The organism is Pseudomonas sp. NPDC089530, assembly GCF_050280705.1.
Lineage (GTDB): Bacteria > Pseudomonadota > Gammaproteobacteria > Pseudomonadales > Pseudomonadaceae > Aquipseudomonas.
Window position 1 is genome coordinate 1 of sequence record NZ_JBNNVU010000195.1, and the last position, 2,596, is coordinate 2,596.

2 protein-coding genes, 2 tRNA genes and 1 pseudogene are annotated in these 2,596 nt (G+C 56.2%); all 5 read left to right on the forward strand.

From position 1 onward, the window contains the following. A partial coding sequence (secG, locus tag ACQKQA_RS30140; protein ID WP_427564780.1) for a preprotein translocase subunit SecG occupies nucleotides 1-349 on the forward strand: 349 nt, incomplete at its 5' end. Between the two features lie 29 nt (nucleotides 350-378). Continuing rightward, a tRNA-Leu gene (locus ACQKQA_RS30145) sits at nucleotides 379-464 on the forward strand. Between the two features lie 96 nt (nucleotides 465-560). Then, nucleotides 561-637 (forward strand) — tRNA-Met (locus ACQKQA_RS30150). A gap of 130 nt (nucleotides 638-767) precedes the next feature. Next, complete coding sequence (gene rimP / locus ACQKQA_RS30155; protein ID WP_427564781.1) at nucleotides 768-1,226, forward strand: ribosome maturation factor RimP; 459 nt, start codon at nucleotides 768-770, stop codon at nucleotides 1,224-1,226. 47 nt (nucleotides 1,227-1,273) lie between these two features. Further along, nucleotides 1,274-2,539: pseudogene (nusA, locus tag ACQKQA_RS30160) on the forward strand (transcription termination factor NusA); the annotation flags it as partial. Nucleotides 2,540-2,596 lie beyond the last annotated feature (57 nt).

Below are 2,596 nucleotides of genomic sequence, written 5' to 3' on the forward strand. Positions count from 1 at the left end.
GGGTGCGTTGGGCGTAGTGGCTCTGGTATTGCTGCAGCAGGGTAAAGGTGCGGACGCTGGCGCGTCTTTCGGGGCAGGTGCATCAAATACTGTGTTCGGAAGCCAAGGTTCCTCTACCTTTCTTAGTAAGTTTACTGCTATACTTGCCGCAGGTTTTTTCATAACCAGCTTAGGGTTAGGTTACTTTGCTAAAGAGAAGGCTCACGAGCTGACTCAAGTAGGTTTGCCAAATCCAGCGGTGCTTGAAGTGCCAAAGCAAAAACCGGCTTCTGATGATGTCCCGGTGCTCCAAGAGCAAAAGTCGGCAACCAATGCGACTGACGTACCTCAAGCTCCAGAGCAGAAGTAAGAAGAGTTTCATGCAGTAACGTAGTCTATGCCGAGGTGGTGGAATTGGTAGACACGCAACCTTGAGGTGGTTGTGCCCATAGGGTGTAGGGGTTCGAGTCCCCTTCTCGGTACCAATTGTCAGGAGAGCCCGCTGTTGCGGGCTTTCTTGTAGGTGGAAGGTTACATTGACCCAAAAAGGGATCGGTCGTATACTTCCGCCCCAGCTTTGTCGCGGGGTGGAGCAGTCTGGTAGCTCGTCGGGCTCATAACCCGAAGGTCGTCGGTTCAAATCCGGCCCCCGCAACCAGTTTTCGCGGAGCCCCTTTTCAGGGGCTTTTTGTTAGCTGGACACTTTATAACGCCGCTATTCAACGGCGTTTCCGGGATGGGCGCTTCGCCCATTTTTTATTTGCACAAGCATGCACGAGGGGGTTCAGGTGTCGAGCAAGCTAGAACAGTTGCAGGCCTTGTTGGCCCCGGTGGTCGTGGCCCTTGGCTATGAATGCTGGGGTATCGAGTTTTCGGCTCAAGGTCGCCACTCACTATTGCGCGTTTATATCGATAAAGAAGGCGGTGTGCTGGTGGACGACTGTGCCATCGTCAGCCGTCAGCTCAGCGGTGTCCTGGATGTCGAAGATCCGATCTCCGTTGAATACACCCTTGAAGTTTCCTCTCCTGGCATGGAACGCCCGCTGTTCACCCTTGAACAGTTTGCCAAGTATGTCGGTGAACAAGTGAAGATCAAGCTGCGCTCGCCTTTTGAAGGTCGGCGTAATTTTCAGGGCTTTCTCCGCGGGGTGGAGGAGCAGGACGTCGTGGTGCAGGTAGAAGACCACGAGTTCCTGTTGCCGATCGATATGATCGACAAGGCCCACATAATTCCCAGTTTTGACTGAGACGCGGATCCCGCGGATCCAATGGCTTGCGAAAGGCGAGGCGTACGATGAGCAAAGAAGTACTGCTGGTTGTTGAGTCGGTATCCAATGAAAAGGGTGTACCGGCAAGCGTGATTTTTGAAGCGCTGGAGCTGGCCCTGGCCACTGCTACCAAAAAGCGTTTTGAAGACGAAGTGGACCTGCGTGTGGAAATCAATCGCCACACCGGTTCCTACGAGACTTTCCGTCGCTGGACGGTTGTCGAAGAAGCCGACCTGGATGACCCAGCGGTAGAAACCTGGCCGAGCAAGGCCCGCGAGACTCATCCCGATGCCAAGGTCGGTGATGTGATCGAGGAAAAAATCGAATCCATCGAGTTCGGCCGCATCGCTGCCCAGACCGCCAAGCAGGTCATCGTGCAGAAGGTTCGCGAAGCCGAGCGTGCTCAAGTCGTTGATGCTTACCGCGAGCGCCTGGGGGAAATCATCTCCGGCACCGTGAAAAAAGTGACCCGCGATAACGTGATCGTCGACCTGGGTAACAACGCCGAAGCGCTGTTGGCCCGCGAAGACATCATTTCCCGCGAGACTTTCCGTGTTGGCGTGCGTCTGCGCGCGCTGCTCAAGGAAATTCGCACCGAGAACCGCGGCCCGCAGCTGATCCTGTCGCGTACCGCGCCGGAAATGCTGATCGAGCTGTTCCGCATCGAAGTGCCGGAAATTGCCGAAGGCCTGATCGAAGTCATGGCTGCCTCCCGTGATCCGGGATCGCGCGCCAAGATTGCGGTCCGTTCTAAAGACAAGCGCATTGACCCTCAGGGTGCGTGCATCGGTATGCGCGGTTCGCGCGTCCAGGCCGTTTCCGGTGAGTTGGGCGGCGAGCGTGTGGACATCGTCCTGTGGGACGACAACCCGGCGCAGTTCGTGATCAATGCCATGTCGCCGGCTGAAGTCGCGGCCATTATCGTCGACGAAGATGCCCATGCCATGGACATCGCCGTTGGCGCAGACAACCTGGCTCAGGCCATCGGTCGCGGTGGTCAGAACGTGCGTCTGGCTAGCCAGCTGACTGGCTGGACCCTGAACGTGATGACCGAATCGGACATCCAGGCTAAGCAGCAAGCTGAAACCGGCGACATCCTGCGCAATTTCATCGAAGAGCTGGAAGTCGATGAAGAGCTGGCGCAAGTGCTGGTTGATGAAGGTTTCACCAGCCTGGAAGAGATTGCCTACGTACCGTTGGAAGAAATGCTCAACATCGACGGCTTTGACGAAGACATCGTCAACGAGCTCCGCGCTCGTGCCAAGGATCGCTTGTTGACTAAACCGAGCGCTGCCTGCTGGTGGATTGCCTGACGTTATGGCTGACCAACCTGTTGCTGCTGGGCGATC